An 18,763-nucleotide genomic window follows, 5' to 3' on the forward strand; every position below is an offset into this window, starting at 1 on the left:
TGCGAGAACAACAATCGGGGCGGTTCTGTGCACAGCCTGTGGACAACTTCGCGGAGAGAGGCCTACTCGCTCTCGTTCAGCGCGGACGAACCACCGCTCCCCACCGGCGTGTCCAGCCCCAGTTCGGCCTGGCGCCCCCGTCGGTAGCCCGCCCGGTACCCCGCGGCGCTGTGCGTGCGCTCGGGCCGGTGCTTGCGCAGCTGCGGGAACTGCTTCTGGAACTCCTCGCTCACCCGGTGCACGTCGTTGAGCAGCACCAGTTCCGCGCCGCGGGAGGCGTCCACACTCTCCCCCGGCCCGCCCGATCCGCCCGGCGAGGCCATCTCCTGCAACCGCGCGCGGAATTCGCGGATGCGCTCGGCCACCGCCTGCCCGTAGGCGCGCACGAACGACCGGTAGTAGCGCTTGCGCTCGGTCTCCAGCTCCGAGCGCGTGTAATTGCGCAGCTCCCGGATATCGGCCACGTGCGACGAGCTCATGAACTTCGCGGAGGCCTCCATCTGCATGGAGATCGACGGCAGCAGCATCCGCAGCGCGTCCAGCGCGCTCACCGTGCCCACGAGGATCATGACGCGCTCGGTGTTCTCGGAGTTGTTGCCCCGTACCGCGGACTGGCACCCGTAGGCGGCGGAGATGTCGGCCAGCGCGCGCACCCGTGCCTTGCCGTGGCCCCCCACCCCCGAGACGGTGTAGTCCATGCGGCTGATCGCGTCCGGCGCCTCGCCCCTCTCTACGCGGGCCTCGGCCTCCGCGATCGCGTGGCGGGTCATCAGCTCGGCGGCCTTGGCGGTGAACGCCTGGCTCTCGGCATCAGTAACCGCGGGGTCCTCCGCCATGCGGAGGAGCCCGCGGACCCGCTCGACCATCTTCTGACGAGCAGATTCAGTCATCGGCGCCCGGTTGTCTCCCCTAGGTGAGTATCTGCCTTCCACCATCGGCGGAAGATACCGAGCCTAGGCGTTCTTGTTGCCGACCACCATCGCGATGAGACCAACGGTGATCCAGATCGCCGCCGCGACGAACAGTCCGCCGAACAGACCGCCGATGATCGAGCCGGTGAAGATGCTGACCAGGGCGTACCCCGCGCCGCCGATCCCGGCGGGCACGGCCGCGTACCGGAACGGGTAGGTGGCGGCGTAGCGCTTGCCCCGGCGGTCGGCCTTGCTGCTCATCACGCCGCCCACGCCGCCGATCAGCGAGAAGAAGATCACCGCCGCGGTCAGACCGGAGGCGATCGCGCCCAGGCCCGAGCCCAGGTTGAGGAGGAAGAAGAGGGCACCGCCGGCGGCGCCCCCCAGCACCGAGGTGGTCCAGGGCCAGATCATCGTCGCCGAGGCGACGGGAGTGAATGCGTTACCGCGCTCCAGCGTCATGTCCACTGCTCCAGTCGAATAGCGTGACGACCGCTCTGCGCCGGGCCGTCCCCTTCAGCATGCGGGGCCGGAGTCCGGAGCGCATCAGGGATCCGCCCCTGACATTCCCCCGAGACCGCCCTCCGGCACCCCGCCCGGATTCCGGTCCGGCCCGGAGGAGCGGGTGCGCGGAAGGCCCCTGCGCAGGGTCCAACGCTCAACCGGTCGCGGAAGTGCCCGGACCGCGGCCGTTCTCCGGGAAGGCCGAGACCAGGTTCGCGTGCAGGCGCGGCCACGCGGCGCGGAACGGCGGCAGCAGCGGGAGCGAGTCGGCGGAGTCCACCGGCACCCAGCGCACCTCCTTGCTCTCGGAGTTGCCCGGCCGGAACGGCGCCAGCGTCGGCAGGCTCGCCATGAACGTGTCGTAGCGCCACACGGTCAGGTCCTCCTCGTGGACGCCGAGGAGGTCGTACCCGTCCAGGTCGCCCTCGACCTCCTCCTCGAACTCGCGCACGGCGGCCTCCAGGGGTGTCTCGTCCCGGTTGCGGGCGCCCCCGGGGATGCCCCAGGTGCCGCCCATGTGGGTCCAGCCCGCCCGGTGCTGGAGCAGTACGTGGCCCGCTCCGGCGGCGTCGGTGGCGTACAGCAGCAGCCCGGCCGCGCCGTAGATCCCCCACCTGCGGGTTCCGTCCGGCAGGTTCACCCAGCCGTTTCCGTCGCCCTCCAGCATCACGTCCTCCAACTTCGCGCCCTCCGGGACCGCCGGTGCCGTCCGATCGGCACGCTCCCTAGCAACCTATGGCCCGACACCGGGCTCGCGCAGCCCTCCTCCCGGTGTACGTGCCCGGTGCCACAGGGAGTTCCCGGCCGAGGGTGTGCGCACGCGGGACGTTGTGACCGTCCGGGCGTGTCGTGCTCCCCCGAAGGGCCGCCGGTCCGGGGGAGTTCGGTACGCGGACGGGGAGGAAGAACGCAAGAGGCACGAAAGGCTTCGCAAGGGAACACGCGTCGCGTCCGCGACGCGGGCTTCCCGGCGGACGGGAACAAACGCGGGCCTCCCGGGGCCGGGGATTTTCCGGATTTCGGCGATGAGGGGAACGTTCGGTTTGTTCCCGCCGTTCTCCGGAAAGCCGGAGACGAAGCGGGAGCGGCCCGACGGAGGGTGTCCTCCCTGGTCGAAGCGCACCCGCGGACGGCGGGCGCGTGGCGCGCGGCGGCCGTCGCACACCAGGTGAACGGACTCTGACCGTCCGCAACCGGCCAATCGCTGGCCCCGGCGGATCCCGGTGGCCGATGATGACGCGGTCCCCGAACCGCTGTCGCCGCACCGGTTTCAGTGCTGAAAGAAGACTGAAAGCGCAGTGGAAGAGGATCTCTCTAGTGTGGAACACGTTCGACGCGTTCGTACCCGCGAGAGGACGGCTCGCGGGTCCGACACAGTGCGACGTTCGTTGGACACATGCCACCCGTGGTGTGCTTTGAGGCGGAACCCGCCACGGGTGGCCAGTCCGCCGGAAGGCGGGGTCCCTTGATGCTTCGTAGACGTAGGGCTACCTTGCGGCTCTACGCGAGTGCCGTGAGAAGAGGAGTCCGAGTGCCGAAGATGCTGACCGTGGACGAGGAGTTCGAGGCGATCGTCGCCGACGTCGCTCCCGAGGCGAAGGCGGTCCCCTACCAGGAGCCGAGCCCGGTGAACCCCCTCCCTGCTGAAGGGAACCCTGAGAAGGCCGTGCCCGCGGAGGCCGCGCCTGCCGAGGAGAAGCCCGCTCAGGAGAAGTAACTCCTTTTCGGCGCAGTCCAACAGTGACTCCGAGTACCGGTGTGGAGGGGGGTACTCGGAGTCATTGGTATGCCCGTATTCCCTATTTCATGCTAATGGCCCTTGCTAGGGTTGCTGCTTGTGGAATTCGGTGTGCTCGGCCCCATCACGGTCTGGGCGGACGGCCGACCTGTTCAGGTCGGTGGTCCGCGCCAGCTCTGCGTGCTGGGGGCGCTGCTGGTCCATCTGGGTCGTGAGGTCACCATCGACCAGCTCATCGGCTACCTCTGGAGCGATGCCCCACCACGTACCGCTCGATCCGTGATCCAGGTGCAGATCTCCCATCTGCGCAGGACCTTTCCGGCCAGCATCTCCACGACCTCCGGTGGCTACACCCTCCAGGTCGACCCGGACTCCGTCGACCTGCACCGCTTCCGGAAGCTCCGCGACAGAGCCGCCACGGCTGAGCCCAAGGCGGCCGTCGAACTACTGGAACAGGCGCTGGAGTGCTGGCACGGTACCCCTTTCTCCGGAGTCGGCTCGGAGTACCTGGACTACTCCGTCGTCGCCCCCCTGCGTGAGGAGCGTTGGTCCTGCGTTGTCGCCTGGGCCACTCGCGCCTTGGGACTGGGCAGGCACTCGGACGTGGTCACACGGCTGACGTCCCTGGCCAGTGAGGAACCCTTCGGGGAGCGCCTGCACCATCTGCTCATCACGGCCCTGTGGCGTGACAACGAACGGGCCAGGGCGCTCTCCGTCTATGAGGAGTTTCGCACCAGGCTTGCCGACGAACTGGGTGTCGATCCCGGACCGGAACTGGTCGCCCTGCACACCCGGATCCTTCAGGAGGACCTTCCCGAGGACGGGGCGGAGGATCAGTCCGAAGAGGAGACCGGAGAACGCTTCGTAGTACGCAACGACCTTCCCAGGGACCTGCCCGACTTCACCGGTCGCCATGAACCGTTGCGTCAGCTGGACGAGGCGGCCCGTGCCGGAGAGGACCGTGCCCAGGTCTGTGTCATCACGGGCAGCGGCGGTGAGGGGAAGACGACCACCGCGGTCCACTTCGGTTACGAGGCGGCCAAGCGCTACCCCGACGGGCTGCTGTTCATCGACCTGTACGGGTACACGACGGACCGGGAGCCGCTGGACGCCGCCTCCGCCCTCGGTGCCCTGCTCCGCGCGGTGGGCATCGAATCCGAGGCCGTCCCCGAGTCCCTCGACGAGCGTTCCGCGCTGTGGAGAGCCACGCTCATGGGACGCAGGGTCCTGGTGATCCTCGACAATGCGTTGAGCTATGCCCAGGTCAGCCCGCTTCTGCTGTCCTCCCCGGGGTCGATGACCCTCATCACGACCCGCAATGAACTCTCCGGCCTCAGCGGCGCCCGCTTCTTCTCCCTCGGGGTGTTCGACGAACATTCCTCCCTGGAACTACTCGGGCGTGTCCTGGGTGACGAACGCGTACAGCGAGAACTGGGGCCGGCGCGTGAGATCATCCGGATCTGCGGCGGGCTCCCCCTCGCCCTGCGCGTGGTGGCCGGCCGTATGCTCAGCCGACCCAAGTGGTCGTTCGCGCACGTCGCCCGCCGACTCGGCGAACAGAACCGGAAGTTCCACGAGCTCCAGGTCGAAGGCCAGAGCGTCGAAGCGGCCATCGACCTGTCCTTCCAGAGCCTCAACCGGAATCAGAGCCGTACGTTCCTCCTGCTGGGCCTGATGATCGGCAACACGATCGATCTCGGCGGCGCGGCCGCCCTCCTGGACATGTCCGTGGAGGACGCCGACGACATCCTCCAGGAGCTGGTCGGGGTGTGCCTGTTGGAGGAGCCCCAGGGGGACGTGTACCGCCTGCACGACCTGATCGGCGCCTTCTCACGGGACCGAGCGGCCACGGCGCTACCCGGCAAGGAGATCGACGCCGCCAGGCTCCGCCTGGCAGAGCAGTACATGGCGACCGCCCAGCGGGCCGCTGACCTCCTGGCCCCGCGCGCACACGACGATGTCGAGGTGAACCCCGTTTACCGCATCGAGTTGTCTGGACGGGAGGACGCGGAGAAGTGGTTCACCCTCCACCAGGAGAACCTGTCGGACACGATCGAGTACTTCGCCTCGCAGGACAACGGCGAGTACGCCTGGCGGATGGCCGACGCGGTGTGGCGCTTCTACGCCCTCCACGGCCAGATGGGTCTGTTGATCAGTTCTCATCAGCGAGTACTCCAGATCAGTGACAAGCAGGGAAACCGGCGTGGGCGCGCGGTGACCCTCATCGGGCTGGGTATCGCATACTGCCTCTCAGGACGCTTCGAGGAGTCCCTCGGGCTTCTCACCGAGGCCCGGGACCTGCTCACAGCCCTCGGTGACAGCAGAGGGATCATCCGAGCGCTGGCCAACCTGGGTGTGGTCTACGAGCGTGTCGGACACCTCGCCGACGCTGCTGAGGCATTCGAGGGAGTGCTCGACCATGCGATCCAGTTGGGGGACGCCCGTCTGGAGGCGTTGCAGTGGGGCAACCTCGCCCTTGTGAAGCAGGCACTCGGGGAATACGCGGAGGCGTTGCACTGTGCTGGGCAGGCCGCGGCGAAAGTCGTCGGTGAGGACCAGAACGAAGCCAGGATCCAGGCGAAGCGCGTCATGGGAGAGGCCCGTACCGGCCTGGGAGAGCTGGAGGCCGCCTTCTCGGATCTGAACGAGGCGCTGGGGCTGTCCGTGCACCTGCATCTGGTGGGCAACCAGATCTATGTGCACAACGCCCTGGGCATAGCCCACCGGGCAGCAGAGGCCTGGGACGAGGCCGTCGAGTCCCACACCGAGGCTCTCGCGCTCGCGGAGAGGTCGGGTCACCGCAGCGGCGACGCCGAGATCCGCGTCGACCTGGGGATGACCTACGCGGCCGCCGGACGCCACGGTGAGGCCCTGGACGAGCTGGAGAGGGCCCACGCCGTCGCGGTCGAGCGCAGCGAACGCTTCATGGTCGCCCGTGCCGCGCTCGCCCTCGGACGCCTGCCCGCACCGGTCATGGCCGCGGACCGGGCGCGGGGGTTCCTCAGCGAGGCCGAGGAGATCTTCACCGAGCTGGGGCTGGCCGAGGCGGAGCAGGCCAGGAAGGCCCTGGAGGACCACCCGCCCGCGTCGCTCGGCTGACGGTCGCGGTCAGTCCCGGCCGACGGCTCCCCTCGCGCCGCGGCGGGGACCGGCCCCTGCCCCCGGACCCGAACGGCGCCGCGGCGGTCCCAGCCAGCGCGGGCCCAGGGTTCCGCGCCGCATGGTCCACAGGCACAGCGTGGCTGGCAGGACGCGCACCGGCCGGGGGACGTACGGGTACACCGCGCGGGTCGTCCGCAGGATCCGGTCGAAGCGGCGCTGGCGCGCCCGCGACCACGGGATCGCGAACCGCTCGCGCAGCTCGGGCGGGAGCAGCCCGCCGGTGAGCAGGAGCTGGACCCGCATCAGCGGGCGCAGGGGCGCGCTCGCCGGGTGGAACAGCTGACCGGTGATGGCGCGGGCCTCCTCGCCCACCTCCAGCCGGGCCAGGGCGCCGTCCCAGTAGGCGGCGAACTCCTCGGGGGAGGCCGGCCACCTCTCCTCGGGCAGGCCCAGGGCGGTGGCGAACGCCGACGCCTCGCGCAGGTGCAGGGCGCGTTCCTCCTCGCCGAGTTCACCGAACACCATCGCGTGCAGCCGCGAGGCGGTCTGGAACAGGGTGGCGGCCACCCACAGCAGGAGGTCGTCGTCCAGGGCCCGGTACCCGGGGCCGTTCACCTTGCGGTGCAGTGCCCGCACGATGGCGTGCAGGCGCTTCCTCTCCTCCTCGGTGCCGTAGACCGTGCCGTACACGAAGTAGAGGGTGCCGAGCAGCCGGTTGAACGGCCGAGAGGAGAAGTCGCTGTGGTCGTGCACCCCGCGGGCGACGCTGGGGTGGGCGATCTGGAGCAGGACGGCGTACCCCGCGCCGCCGAGGACGCAGGCCTCCGCGCTGATCCGTCGCAGAGGTGATCGGTCGGACGGTCTGCCCATGCCTGGGATCGTACGGCACCCCGCCCGCGCGTGCGGGAGGGCCGCGCCCCCGCGGGCGCACCCGCGGTGACGGGGCGGTCCGGGCGTGTGCGGGGCCCGGGGACGGGAGAGAAAGGGGAGTAGTTGACCGGCTCGACGGCGGGCTTCCCGCCCGGGGCCCGAGGACGGTCGGGAGGGGACCCGTCCACGGGGGTGCCTCCGTGGGCCGGGACGCGGCTCACGGCCCCAGGGCGCGGAACACCTCCGGCCGGGTCAGCGCGTCGGTGTTGTCCGCGAACTGGTCGACCGCGCCCACCGGCGGCCGCGTGGCCAGTCCGGGGTCGGTGACCTGCGCCAGCAGGGCACGGGTGAACCGGGCCGCGTCCAGCACCGGCCAGGGGCGCCCGTGGAACGGTCGGGGCCGGATGTCCAGGGCGGCGGCGAGGCCGGTCCGGTTCTGCCGGTCGGCCACCAGGGAGGACGCCTCGGCGAGGGCCGCGGCGTCCGCGTCCAGCGCCCGCGCCAGGAGCGGGGTCAGCTCCGAGACCCCGGGCAGGCGGGCGAAGGCGCTTCCCAGCCACTTGGAGTAGGGCGGGTAGCGGCGCTCCAGCAGCAGCGCCAGGCGCATGAGGTCGCGGACCACCCGGGCCGCGACCACCCGCGCGCCCAGGCGGTCGCCCACCTCCGCGCAGCGGCCGACGAACGCCTCCTCCTGGGACACGCGCCGCCACTGGCAGGCCAGCACGTACCGCCACACGTCGTCCGGGTACCAGGACAGGCGCTCCCTGGCCCGTGTGACCGCGCCGACGCCGTCGTGGAAGACGGCTCCGCCCACCACCTCTGCCAGCCGCTGGGTGGGCGTGGCGAGCCAGTCGGCGGCCCCCACCCCCTCGCCCGGGTCGAAGCCGAGCCGGTCCCGCAGCCAGTCGCCGGATCCGCTGACCTCCACCAGGTGGCGGCCGTCGGGCGCGTCGGCGTCGGGCCGCCAGGTCTGGGGAGGGCCGTCGTTCGGGCCGAACCGGACCGGCCAGCCGCGCACCCGCTCGGGCAGGCCCCCGGCGAGCAGCGCCAGCACGCGGTCGCGCTCATCGGGTTCGTCCACGAAGACCTGGAGCCGCGGGCCCCACCCGTGGTCGGTGGAGCGCTCGGTGTCCAGTCCGAGGACCTCGGAACCGGCGCCGAGCAGCGCGGCGGCGTGCGCGACCGGCCGGGGCCCGCGGGCGAGCAGGGGTGCGACCGCGTCCGTGTACAGGGCCCGGGACAGTTCCAGGCCGGGGAGGAAGACCGGGGGCATGCCCGAGAGCCTAGGTCCGGCCTCCGTAGGCGGCCACGCGTTTTCCGGCGCGGGAGCCGGTCCTTCCCGGTCCTTCCCGCGCCGCAGTCGGGCCGTCGCGGGGACGCTGCCGGACGGCCAACGGATCGCCGTCGGACCACGCCGGAGCAGGGGTAAGGAGAATCTATCTCTCTGGTTAGTTCTGGTCCGGCAGGCGGTTCGGGTGCTCGGTGGACCACAACGTTTTACGACAGACCGGGGATCGCTACTGTAAGGTGTCTTTCCAGTTCGCGGCGCAAATGATGGAGGAAGTGCCGTCAGTACCAGTGCCGGAATGCGCCCGACCGGCCGAGTCGCCGGTTCGGTGGTACGCCGTCCCCGCGCGCAACAGGGGTATTGACGTGTAGTGACAGGGTCTTTACGGTCTACCGACAACAGGTGGAAGGAAATTCCGGGGACGCCCGGAATGGCCGGGACAACACTGTCCGGTGTCCTCGGGGGAAATATCCGAGCCCCCACGGACGCACTCCACTTCCTGGGCCGGAAACGGTCCGGGTCACCCCGCTACGAACCCCCCGCACCGCGCCGCGAGGCCGGACGGGATCGTGACCCGAAGAGAAGGGCCCCGTTCAATGAAGACCCTCAGCAGGATCCGCTCCGCCTCCGCCGTCGCCGCGGCCACCGCTCTGATCTTCACCCTCATGCCCGCCAGTGCGGCCAGCGCGCACGGCTACGTCTCGGCGCCCATGAGCCGCCAGGCGCAGTGCGCCGCGGGCATGGTCCAGTGCGGCGGCATCCAGTGGGAGCCGCAGAGCGTGGAGGGCCCCAAGGGCCTGATGAGCTGTTCCGGTGGCAACTCCCGATTCTCCGAGCTCGACGACGACAACCACGGCTGGCACGTCACCCAGGTCGGCACCTCGCTGAACTTCACCTGGACCCTGACCGTCACGCACGCCACCGCCAACTGGGAGTACTTCATCGGCGGTCAGCGCATCGCCAACTTCGACGACGGCGGGGCGCGGCCCGACTCGACCGTCCAGCACAACGTGGACCTGTCCGGCTACAACGGCCGCCACACGATCCTGGCCCGCTGGAACGTCGCCGACACCGGCAACGCCTTCTACGCCTGCGTGGACGTGAACATCCGCTAGCGGCCCGACGCCTCCCCCGGCCCGGTTCCCCGCACCCGGGCCGGGGTCGCGTCGTTCCCGGCCCACAAGGCCCCCTGTCCGCCCCCGGACACGACGAAGGCCGGTCCCGTAGGACCGGCCTTCGTGCTGGTCGGGGTGGGCCCCGCCCCACCTCCGGAACGGGGCCCACCCGTAGTGCTCCGCCGTGTTCCGCGGCCGTAGGTTCGGGCGAGCCCGGATCACCGACGACCCGGCCGGAGACGAGGAGACCCGAGTGACCGCGTCCGACCCCTCTGCCCGACACCGTCCGCGCGGACCGCGGCGGTGGGCGATCACGGCACTGACCGCCGTCCTCGTCATCGTCACCGTCGGCGCGTCCGCCGTCGCTCCGCGCCCCTACGAGCTCGGCGCGGAGTCCGACGGGGACGCGGAGCTGGTCGAGCGCGTGCGCGGGGGGATCGCCGACACCACGGGGTACCACGGCCTGTCGGTCGCGCTCGTGGAGACGGACGGGGACGGGGGACTGCGCGTGCGCACGGCGGGGCTGGGCAGCACCGGGGCCGACCGGGAACCGGTGGGGGAGCACACCCGGTTCGGGTCCGCGTCGGTCGCCAAGGTGCTGCCCGGCATGCTGCTCGCCGACATGGTGGACCGCGGTGAACTCGTTCCGCACGCCCGGGTCGGTGATCTCCTGGAAGGCGTCGACTTCGCCGATCCAGTACTCGCCGACGTCACTGTGGAGGAGCTGGCGACACACACCGCGGGCCTCTCCAGGGAGGAGACCAGCCTGCTCCAGACGTTGTGGCAGTTCGCGGCCAAACGTCACCCGGACCCGCCCGGGTCGGTCGAGGAGTTCCTGCGGACCGTGGCGGAGGACGTGCGGGTCGATCCCGCACTGCGAGGCGGCAACCACTACTCCAACACCGGGATCGACCTGCTCGGGCACGCCCTGGCGGCGCACGCCGGGACCAGTTACGCCCAGCTCGTCCGGGAACGGATCCTCGACCCGTTGGGGATGGAGGACAGCGCGATCCGGACCACCGGTGACGGCGCCCCCTTTCAGGTGCACAACGCCGATCTCGGGCGTCCCCTCGTTCCGGAGGGCTCGGAGGCCTCCGGCCCGTCGGGAGGGCTGGTCACGACCGCGGGCGACCTCGGCCTGCTCCTGGCGTCGGTGATGGAGGGCACCGCCCCGGGGGCCGGGGCCGTGCGTCCCGTGGCGCCGGGGGACGTCGAGCGCCGCGAACAGGGCCTCGGCTGGTACGTGGAGACGCTGGGAGGGGTGCCGATCACCGGCCACGGCGGCAACGCCACGACCAACGGCCACACGGCGTGGATCGGTTACACCGGTGACCGGGGAGCCGTGGTCCTGTCCAACACGCACCGGTTCAGCGAGGACATCGGCATCCGCCTGCTCGGCGTCGACGAACCGAGCCCCGACAACGCGGCGGGCGAGAGGATCTACGCGACCGCGACGGTCCTGCTGGCTCTCACCCCCGGTCTCCTCGCCCTGGGGTTCGCCTCACGGCGGCGCCCCGGCCGCTGGTGGCGCCGTCCCACCGACCGCCTGGGACTGGTGTCCCACTGGATCGGCGGCGCCGCGGCGCTCACGTACGCGTTCCTCGCCGGATTCTGGCATCTGGTGACCCCGTGGGCGTGGGTCGCGGGTGTGCTCCTCCTGGCCGCCGCCGTCCCGGTGGGGGCGTACCGGTGGCCGCGGCTCCCGACCGCGAGGGGCGTCCGGCCGTGGGTCCGGTGGTCGCTGGCGGCTCCCGTCACCGCGGGGAGCGCGGTCCTCCTGGTCCTGCTGGCCTCGGTCTAGCGGAGGCCGGGGCGGCGGTCGGCCCGGCCGGCCCGGGCCGTGGGGACAGGGGGCCGAAGGCGCCCACCGCGTGGACCCGGGCTGTCGCCTCTGACGCACCGGTGGCGCACGGAAGCCGACAAGCCGACGGTTCCGGCCGTGCGCTCTGAGGGGGAGGAGCGGCAGGGGGAAGCCCCGGACCCGCGAAAACGAAGAACGGGTGCCCACCTGTGTGGACACCCGTTCCTTTGTCGGGGTGGCGGGATTTGAACCCACGACCTCTTCGTCCCGAACGAAGCGCGCTGCCAAGCTGCGCTACACCCCGAAGCAACGTCCACAAGTCTAGCGGACTCCCGGGAGTGCTCGCGCACGGTTTTCGGCCGGAGCGCCGAGGAGGGTCAGGAGGAGGCCACGAGGTCCAGCAGGGAGGCCTCCGGGCGGCAGCAGAACCGCACCGGGGCGTACGGGGAGGTGCCCAGACCGCCGGACACGTGCAGCCACGCGTCCCCGTACTCGTGCAGCCCCCAGGCACGCTTGCGGTCGATCCCGCAGTTGGTGACCAGGGTCCCGTAGAACGGCAGGCACAGCTGGCCGCCGTGCGTGTGCCCGGCCAGGAGCAGCTGGTAGCCGTCGGCCGCGAACCGGTCCAGGTTGGACGGCTCCGGCGAGTGCAGCACGCCCAGGCGCAGGGCCGCCGACGGGTCGGCGGGTCCGGCGACCTCCTCGTACCTGTCCAGCTTGATGTGCGAGTCGTGCACCCCGGCCAGGGCGACGTCGAGCCCGCCCGCCTTCAGCTCACCCCTGCGGTTGTTCAGGTCCAGCCACCCGGCCGCGGTCATGGCCCCGCCCAGGTCGCGCCAGGGCAGGTCCGGCGTCCGGCGCTTGTTGTAGTCGGTCTTGCTGGTCCGCCACAGGTAGCGGGCCGGGTTCTTCGGCTGCGGCGAGAACAGGTCGTTGGACCCGTACACGAACGCGCCCGGCCGGTCCAGCAGCGGCCCCAGGGCCTTCGTGAACGGCCCCACCGCGTCCGGGTGCGCCAGCGAGTCGCCCGTGTTGACCACGAGGTCCGGCTCGTAGGCCTCCAGCCCCCGGATCCACTCGATGAGCATCCTCCGGTCGGGTGTCAGGTGCGCGTCGGACAGGTGCAGGATCCGCAGCCGCGGGCTGCCGGGGGGCAGCAGGGGCAGCTCGTAGCGGCGCAGCCGGAACCAGTTGCGCTCGATGACCGAGGCGTAGACCAGTCCCGCCGCTCCGACGGCGCCCGTGATCGCGGCCGCGCGCCCCACCCGGCGCAGGATTCGTCTGTTGTCGGCGCCCATCGCCCTCCTTCGTCGTCACAGAGATCGTCGCAGATCCACGGAGCACGTGTGTGCGGATCCTCGCCGAGGGCCGCCGGACCGATGTGAGCTGCGCCCGCACGGCGTCCGCGCGCGCAAACCGTTGGTGGCCCCGTGACGCCCCGCCGTAGGATCGGCTCATGTCCGAACTCAAAGCCCGTCTCAAGAACGACCTGACCACCGCCATCAAGGCGCGTGACAAGGTGCGCACCGGCACCCTGCGCATGGTCCTGGCCGCCATCTCCACCGAGGAGGCCGCCGGCAGCACCTCGCGCTCCCTCGGCGACGACGAGATCACCCGTCTGCTCACCCGGGAGGCCAAGAAGCGCCGTGAGGCCGCCGAGGCGTTCGACAAGGGCGAACGGCCCGAGCAGGCCGCGGCCGAGCGGGCCGAGAGCGAGGTCATCTCCGACTACCTGCCCAAGCAGCTCACCGACGAGGAGCTGTCGTCTCTGGTGGCCGAGGCCGTCACCGAGACCGGCGCCGACAGCCCCCGCGCTATGGGCCAGGTCATGAAGGTCGTCAACCCCAAGATCGCCGGTCGGGCCGAGGGCGCCCGCGTGGCCGCCGAGGTCAAGCGCCAGCTGGCCGGATGACCTGACCCGGCCGGGCCCGGCCGGGTCAGGCCCGGGCGGACCGTACCCGGCCCGTTCCCGCGGGGTTCGGCCCGACCGTTTCCCACCCGGGAACGGCGGGGAACGCGAAGGGGCGGCGGTGCGTGCACCGCCGCCCCTCTCACGTGTCAGGCTTCAGTCGTCATCCCGGCCGGGGGAGTTCGACGCGGGCGCGACCGGGAACCAGTCCTCGTCCTCCTCAGGCCCGCTGGCGGTTCCGCCGCCGCTGCTGAGGAACACGTTGACGGTGGCCCCCTCCGGCAGCCGCGTCCCCGGGTCCGGGTTGACCGCGGCCACGGTCCCCTCGGGCTCGGGGGAGCGGACCCGGGTCGAGGACACGTTCACCGTGTAGCCCGCGGCCTCCAGGACGTTCACCGCCTCCGGCTCGGACTGGCCGATCACGTCCGGCACGCCGCCGTCGTCACTGGCCGGGCTGGCGTCCTCCTCCGAGCGCGGGGCCGACGTCGAGCCGAACTGCGACGGCGGCGACGGAAGCTGCTCGACGTCCAGGCCCTCGTGGGCGCCGCGCATGGTCTCCTGCCAGATCGGGCCGGGGATCGTCCCCCCGTACACCACCCCGTAGTACCGGTCGCCGATGGTGACGTTGCGCAGCGGGTACTGCTGCGGGCCGCGCGGGTCGCCGACGAAGACCGCGCCGGCCATCTGCGGGGTGAACCCGGCGAACCAGGCCGCGGCCGAGCCGTCGGTGGTACCGGTCTTGCCCGCCGCCGGACGGCCGATGCCCAGGGAGGCGGCGGTGCCGCCGTTGAAGGGCTGCTCCAGCAGGTAGCTGACCCCGTCGGCCACCTCCTCGTCGATCACCTGCTCGCACTCGGGCTCGATCTCGATCGTCTCGTGCGCGTGCTGGTCGATGATCTTGGTGATGGCCTGCGGCTCGCACAGGATCCCGCCCGAGGCGAAGACCGAGTAGGCGTTGGCCACCCGCAGGGGGGAGACCTCCTCGCTGCCCAGGGTGAAGCTGCTGTTGGCCAGCGTCCGCTCGTTCTCGGTGAACAGCGTGCCGTCCGCGCGCCGCAGCCCCAGGTCCTCGGCCATCTCCATCACGTCGCAGATGCCCGCCCGCGCCTGGAGCTGCGCGAAGTAGGTGTTGGACGAGGCCCTCGTCCCGGTCATCATGTTGTGCGTGGTGTTGGAGTTGGTGTCGCCGGCGTTGCTGGGCGACCAGGGGCTCAGGGTGCCGCCGTTGCAGCTGCGCTGCCCGGAGACGGTCACGGTGGTCGGTGAGTTGAACGAGGTGCCGAACGGCATACCCTCGGCCAGCGCCGCCGCCAGGGTGAAGGCCTTGAACGTGGAACCCGCCTGGAAGCCGCTGCTGCCGCCCCGGTCCGCGTCGGTGGCGAAGTTGATGGAGGTCTCGCCGAGCTTGCTCTCGTCGGGCCCGTAGTTGCGGCTCTGCACCATGCCCAGGATGTGGCCGGTGCCCGGCTGGATGACCACCTCGGCGGCCACCTTGCGGGACTCGTTCTCGCGCGGGACCCACTCGTCCACGGCCTCCTGCGCCGACACCTGGGTCTGCGGGTCGAGCGTGGTGTGGATCTGGAGTCCGGCGGTGCGCAGCCAGCGCGCCCGCTCGGTCTCGTTCTGGCCGAAGCGCTCGTCCTTCTCGATCTCCTGGACGACGTAGTCGCAGAAGAACGGCTGGTCGCTGGGCACGCAGCCGTTGGGCGGGGTGGAGATCTCCACCTCCATCGGGACCTGCTTGGCCTCCTCGGCCTCCGCCTCGGTGATGGCGCCGGTGGCCACCATGCGGTCGAGCACGACGTTGCGGCGGTCGGTGGTCTGCTCGGGGAAGAAACGGGGGTTGTAGAGGTAGGGGTAGCGGACCAGGCCCGCGATGGTGGCGGCCTGGTGCAGCTCCAGGTCGCTGGCGGGCACCTGGAAGAAGTGCTGCGCGGCGGACTCGACCCCGTAGGCGCCGTCGCTGAAGTAGGCGATGTTGAGGTAGCCCTCGAGGATCTCGTCCTTGGTCATCCGCTGTTCCAGGGCGACGGCGTAGCGCAGCTCCCGGATCTTGCGGGCGATCGTCGTCTCGGAGGCCTCCTCCAGCTCCTCCTGGGTGGTGGCCGCCTCGATCTGGACGTTCTTGACGTACTGCTGGGTGATCGAGGACGCGCCCTGGGTGTCGCCGTTGAGCGTGCGGATCGCGGCGCGCAGCGTGCCCGACACGTCCATGCCGCCGTGCTCGTAGAAGTGGGAGTCCTCGATGGCGAGGATCGCGTCGATCATGACCGGCGAGATGTCCTCGATCTCGACGAGCTCGCGGTTCTGGTCGAAGATCTCCGCGATGACGCCGCCCTCGCTGTCATAGATCGTCGATCTCTGAGGAGGCGGCGGAGTCTCCAGATTGCTGGGCATCTCCAGGAAGCCGCTGGCCACGTTGCGCGCCGTGATGCCCAGCCCGCCGACGGCGGGGAGCGCGAGCGCGGCGACGAGGAGCCCAGCGACGACGCCGACGCCGACCAGTTGGCTGATTCTTTGAAGCAATGTCCCCTGACCCACCCCATCAGACTAGGTGACCACGTACGTGCGAAGTGGTCCGATGTGGAACGGATAGTGCGCGAACGCGCGGAAATGACCCGCGTACCGCGGGCTGTGCCCCCATGACATCTTTTCATGCCTATCGCCGGCCGGGCACTGACCGGTTCGGCGGCGCGGCACGCCCACCCCGTCCGGTGCGCAGAGCCACCGGGCCCCCACGCAATGGCCCGAGCGGGCCATATTGGTGAGACGTGAAGGGGGTCCATCGGGTTCTGTTGGCGCGGCGAACGAATCCGTAACTTCTAGGCAACAGGGGTGGGCGTCGACCACCGCACCCCACGCGGCAGCGGGAGCCCACGGTCCCTCCGGCCGGGGCACACGCGTGCCCCGGGTCCGGATCCGCTGGCGCGGGGACCGGGTGCGCACAGGGGAGTAGAGGCATGTGGACCGACCAGTGGACGACCAGGGCGCTGTGCCGGCGGGTGGACCCCGACGCGCTGTTCGTCCAGGGCGCGGCGCAGCACCGCGCCAAACTCATCTGCCAGGAGTGCCCGGTACGCACCGACTGCCTGACCGACGCCCTCGACAACCGGGTCGAGTTCGGCGTCTGGGGCGGCATGACCGAACGCGAGCGCCGCGCCCTGCTGCGCAAGCACCCCGGCGTCACCAGCTGGGGCCCGCTCCTGGAGGAGGCCCGCAGGGAGGGTGACGTCGACCTCGCCAGCTACGCCGCCGAGCACGCCGAGGGCACCTCGGCGGCCTGAGTTCCGGCAACGCCCTACCGGCCCCGGCCCGCCAGCTCCTCGCCGACGTCGCGCAGCCCCGCCAGGTCGTGCACGTCCTCCGGCATGGCGGCCACCTCGGCCACGCGCACACCGCCGTGCTCCGCCAGCAGGGCGTCCCTCAGCCGTACCTCGCGCCCGCGCGTGCGCACCCTCTCCGCGTGCAGCCGCAGGGCCGCCGAGGCCGGTGTCCGCGTGCCCGAACGCTCCAGCGCCTCCGCCGCGGCGACCGCCTCGTGCGCGTCCAGGGTTCCGCCCGCCCCCTCCGGCAGCGGATGCGTCCGGTTGACCACCAGTCCGGCCAACGGCATGGCGTCGGTGGCCAGCCGCTCCACGAAGTAGGCCGCCTCGCGCATCGCGTCCGTGTCCGGCACGGCCACCACCACGAAGGCCGTCCCCGGCGCCTGGAGCAACCGGTAGGTGCGCTCGGCGCGCTTCTGGAAACCGCCGAACACCGTGTCGAACGCGGCGACGAAGGACCGCAGGTCGTCGAGGAGCTGGGCGCCCACGACCTTGCTGACCGCCGAGGTCACCAGGTTGAACCCGGCGCCGATCAGCCGGAAGGCCCCCGTGCTGGCAGGGGCGCTCAGGAAACGGATCAGGCGTCCGTCCAGGAAGCGGCCGAGCCTCTTGGGCGCGTCCAGGAAGTCCAGCGCGGACCGGCTGGGCGGGGTGTCCACCACGATCAGGTCCCAGTCCCCCGACTGGCGCAGCTGGCCCAGCTTCTCCATGGCCATGTACTCCTGCGTGCCCGAGAAGCTCGTGGAGAGGGTCTGGTAGAAGGGGTTGGCCAGGATCTGCCGGGCGCGCTCGGGGTCCGCGTGCTCCCTGACGACCTCGTCGAAGGTCCGCTTCATGTCGAGCATCATGGCGTGCAGGCTGCCGCCCGACCCCTCCGGCAGCGGGACCGGCCGCGGCGTGTCGTCCAGCGACTCCAGCCCCAGGGACTGGGCCAGCCGCCGCGCCGGGTCCACGGTGATCACCACGGCCCGCCGCCCGCGCTCGGCGGCGCGCAGCCCCAGCGCCGCGGCCGTCGTGGTCTTGCCGACCCCGCCCGCGCCGCAGCACACGATGATCCGCGTGCCGGGGTCGTCCACGAGGGCGTCCACGTCCAGGCGCCCGGCCTCCACCGCCGCGCTCACAGCCGCACCCCCTGCTCGACCAGCCGCCGCGCCAGGGAGTCCAGCGCGGCGCGGTCCACACCGCCCTCCAGCAGCGGCAGCTCCAGCAGCGGGCGGTCCAGATCCTCCAGGTCCGAACGCATCCGGCGCTCCAGCCGCACGCGCAGGGCGTGGGCGCGCAGTTCCGCGGCCAGCGACGCCGCGAGTTCCCGCGCGTCCTCCAGACGCGCCTCCTTCAGCCCGGCGGCCAGCGCGTCCAGGTCGGTCTCCCCCTCCGCCGCGGCGGCCAGGTCGGCCTCGTCCAGCAGCGGCCGCCGCACCATGTTCACCAGCACCGCGCCGACGTTGAGCCCCAGCCCGCCGACCTCGGCGATCCCGTCCCGGGTCTCCTGGACGGGCATCTCCTCCAGCAGGGACACGAAGTGCACCCGGGTCTGCCCCGAGCGGATGACCTCCATGACCCGGTCGGCGTGGTTGCGGATCGGCCCCACGCGGGCCAGCCCCGCCACCTCGGAGTTCACGTTGAGGAACTGGGCGATCCGTCCGGTGGGCGGTGCGTCCATCACCACCGCGTCGTAGTGGAAGGGGGCCGTCGGCGCGCTCTCGGCGGACCTGCGGCGGCCGCCCCGGCGGCGCCGCACCGCCTCGGTGGCCTTGCCGGTGAGCAGGACGTCGCGCAGCCCGGGGGCGATGGTGGTGGCGAAGTCCACGGCGCCCAGCCGGTTCAGCGCCTGGCCCGCCCGGCGCATCCCGTAGAACATCTCCAGGTACTCCAGCAGCGCCGCCTCGGCGTCGGCCGCCAGCACGCTCACGCTGCCGCCGCCGGGCGCGGCCATCATCTCCCGCTCCTCGTAGGGCAGCGGCGGGCTGCCGAGGAGGGTGGCGACGCCCTGGCGGCCCTCCACCTCGACCAGGAGCACCCTCGCGCCGCCGGAGGCCAGCGCCAGCGCCAGCGCGGCGGCGGCCGTGGTCTTGCCGGTCCCGCCCTTGCCGGTGACGATGTGCAGTCGTGCTCCCGCGCAGGCCTCCCCCGGAGGCTTCGGTCCGTGCTCGCTCTCGCTCACTCCAGGCAGTCTATGCGGGCGTTCCAAGCGGGGCCGGG

The 18,763-nt window shown here is 71.6% G+C and carries 15 protein-coding genes and 1 tRNA gene; 6 read left to right on the forward strand and 10 right to left on the reverse strand.

What is annotated here, in order from left to right; translation table 11 throughout:
• Positions 1–62: 62 nt before the first annotated feature.
• From PV789_RS00555 to PV789_RS00565, 3 genes are all read right to left on the reverse strand, one after another.
• Positions 63–866, reverse strand: a complete 804-nt coding sequence (locus PV789_RS00555; RefSeq protein WP_274978010.1) for a DUF2786 domain-containing protein — start codon at positions 864–866, stop codon at positions 63–65.
• 87 nt (positions 867–953) lie between these two features.
• Positions 954–1,373: a hypothetical protein gene (locus PV789_RS00560; protein ID WP_248772971.1), complete on the reverse strand. Its 420-nt coding sequence runs from the start codon at positions 1,371–1,373 to the stop codon at positions 954–956.
• Positions 1,374–1,569: 196 nt separating this feature from the next.
• Positions 1,570–2,082: an NUDIX hydrolase gene (locus PV789_RS00565; protein ID WP_274975671.1), complete on the reverse strand. Its 513-nt coding sequence runs from the start codon at positions 2,080–2,082 to the stop codon at positions 1,570–1,572.
• 864 nt (positions 2,083–2,946) lie between these two features.
• On the opposite strand from PV789_RS00565, the gene PV789_RS00570 reads away from it, so the two are divergent.
• Both PV789_RS00570 and PV789_RS00575 read left to right on the forward strand, forming a co-directional pair.
• Positions 2,947–3,132: a hypothetical protein gene (locus tag PV789_RS00570; RefSeq protein ID WP_274975672.1), complete on the forward strand. Its 186-nt coding sequence runs from the start codon at positions 2,947–2,949 to the stop codon at positions 3,130–3,132.
• A 132-nt stretch (positions 3,133–3,264) separates the two neighbouring features.
• Positions 3,265–6,252 (forward strand): AfsR/SARP family transcriptional regulator, encoded by a 2,988-nt coding sequence (locus PV789_RS00575; protein ID WP_302475380.1) that lies wholly within the window; start codon positions 3,265–3,267, stop codon positions 6,250–6,252.
• 9 nt (positions 6,253–6,261) lie between these two features.
• Here PV789_RS00575 and PV789_RS00580 read toward each other — a convergent pair whose 3' ends face one another.
• Positions 6,262–7,125 (reverse strand): oxygenase MpaB family protein, encoded by an 864-nt coding sequence (locus tag PV789_RS00580; RefSeq protein ID WP_274975673.1) that lies wholly within the window; start codon positions 7,123–7,125, stop codon positions 6,262–6,264.
• A 217-nt stretch (positions 7,126–7,342) separates the two neighbouring features.
• Positions 7,343–8,398 carry a DUF4037 domain-containing protein gene (locus PV789_RS00585; RefSeq protein WP_274975674.1) on the reverse strand — a complete coding sequence of 352 codons (1,056 nt, stop codon included), beginning with the start codon at positions 8,396–8,398 and terminating at the stop codon, positions 7,343–7,345.
• A 611-nt stretch (positions 8,399–9,009) separates the two neighbouring features.
• Between PV789_RS00585 and PV789_RS00590 the strand changes: the two genes are divergently transcribed.
• Positions 9,010–9,528 carry a lytic polysaccharide monooxygenase auxiliary activity family 9 protein gene (locus PV789_RS00590; RefSeq protein WP_212641976.1) on the forward strand — a complete coding sequence of 173 codons (519 nt, stop codon included), beginning with the start codon at positions 9,010–9,012 and terminating at the stop codon, positions 9,526–9,528.
• Between the two features lie 253 nt (positions 9,529–9,781).
• Positions 9,782–11,329, forward strand: coding sequence for a serine hydrolase domain-containing protein (locus tag PV789_RS00595; RefSeq protein ID WP_274975675.1), 1,548 nt, complete (start codon positions 9,782–9,784; stop codon positions 11,327–11,329).
• A 230-nt stretch (positions 11,330–11,559) separates the two neighbouring features.
• On the opposite strand, the gene PV789_RS00600 is transcribed toward PV789_RS00595, so the two are convergent.
• Positions 11,560–11,633, reverse strand: a tRNA-Pro gene (locus tag PV789_RS00600).
• Positions 11,634–11,706: 73 nt separating this feature from the next.
• A complete protein-coding gene (locus tag PV789_RS00605; RefSeq protein WP_274975676.1) occupies positions 11,707–12,627 on the reverse strand; it encodes a metallophosphoesterase in 921 nt (306 codons plus the stop codon).
• Between the two features lie 158 nt (positions 12,628–12,785).
• Here PV789_RS00605 and PV789_RS00610 point away from each other — a divergent pair, with 158 nt between their 5' ends.
• Positions 12,786–13,241: a GatB/YqeY domain-containing protein gene (locus PV789_RS00610; RefSeq protein ID WP_274975677.1), complete on the forward strand. Its 456-nt coding sequence runs from the start codon at positions 12,786–12,788 to the stop codon at positions 13,239–13,241.
• A 153-nt stretch (positions 13,242–13,394) separates the two neighbouring features.
• On the opposite strand, the gene PV789_RS00615 is transcribed toward PV789_RS00610, so the two are convergent.
• Positions 13,395–15,764: a penicillin-binding protein gene (locus tag PV789_RS00615; protein ID WP_274978012.1), complete on the reverse strand. Its 2,370-nt coding sequence runs from the start codon at positions 15,762–15,764 to the stop codon at positions 13,395–13,397.
• A gap of 434 nt (positions 15,765–16,198) precedes the next feature.
• Here PV789_RS00615 and PV789_RS00620 point away from each other — a divergent pair, with 434 nt between their 5' ends.
• Positions 16,199–16,522, forward strand: a complete 324-nt coding sequence (locus PV789_RS00620; RefSeq protein ID WP_274975678.1) for a WhiB family transcriptional regulator — start codon at positions 16,199–16,201, stop codon at positions 16,520–16,522.
• A gap of 14 nt (positions 16,523–16,536) precedes the next feature.
• On the opposite strand, the gene bagB is transcribed toward PV789_RS00620, so the two are convergent.
• Both bagB and bagA read right to left on the reverse strand, forming a co-directional pair.
• Positions 16,537–17,682: an ArsA family ATPase gene (bagB, locus tag PV789_RS00625; protein WP_274975679.1), complete on the reverse strand. Its 1,146-nt coding sequence runs from the start codon at positions 17,680–17,682 to the stop codon at positions 16,537–16,539.
• Complete coding sequence (gene bagA, locus PV789_RS00630) at positions 17,679–18,725, reverse strand: ATPase BagA (RefSeq protein WP_274975680.1); 1,047 nt, start codon at positions 18,723–18,725, stop codon at positions 17,679–17,681. Before bagA ends, bagB begins: the two co-directional genes overlap by 4 nt.
• Between the last annotated feature and the right edge of the window lie 38 nt (positions 18,726–18,763).

This window comes from Nocardiopsis camelliae (assembly GCF_028993595.1).
Lineage (GTDB): Bacteria > Actinomycetota > Actinomycetes > Streptosporangiales > Streptosporangiaceae > Nocardiopsis > Nocardiopsis dassonvillei.